Raw genomic sequence first — 531 nt, 5'->3', positions numbered from 1 at the left:
CCCTTCCCCTTCATCTTCCCGCACACCACCGCCGTCAGCGACTCGTTCAAGCGCAGCACCCTCGGCTCCGCCTCCCTGTCCAGCGCTACCGCCTTCAAGGTAAACTTACCCTCCAGGATACCTTTAGCCTGACCGCTCATCCTGATACAGAAACCGCCCGCCTCCTTCACCGGCAATTCCGGCCACTTCGTCGACGTCAGCTTAAAGCTGCCCTTTTTCGCATAGAACTGCTCCATAAAGCGCGCATTTTCCAGCAACGCGGCATGCGCCGCACGCAGGTTGGCCGAACGGACCGATTCCCGATAGGCTGTAAAGGCTGCCGTTGCCAAGATCGAAACCAGCAGCATCACCACCAACAGCTGTACCAAAGAATACCCCCTCTGCACAGTTGCCCCATTCCGTTTTCCGTCAAATGCTTTTAAGTACATATCCTTATTCCCTTTATCTTTTATATCCCTATCCAACAAGAGGCTATCCGTTTATCCCTTTACCCAATGTAAAGCCCCCACTGGTTCAAGCTTTATTCCCCCC

The 531-nt window shown here is 54.0% G+C and carries 1 protein-coding gene; it reads right to left on the bottom strand.

Annotation, left to right across the window (positions count from 1 at the left end; genetic code table 11):
* A partial coding sequence (locus HMPREF2596_RS03185; protein WP_083324977.1) for a type IV pilin protein occupies positions 1 to 428 on the bottom strand: 428 nt, incomplete at its 3' end.
* Positions 429 to 531 lie beyond the last annotated feature (103 nt).

Source organism: Neisseria sp. HMSC078C12, assembly GCF_001838065.1.
Classification (GTDB): Bacteria; Pseudomonadota; Gammaproteobacteria; order Burkholderiales; family Neisseriaceae; genus Neisseria.
The sequence above is the reverse complement of the archived record's forward strand: the minus strand, read 5'-3'. Positions and strand labels throughout refer to the sequence as shown.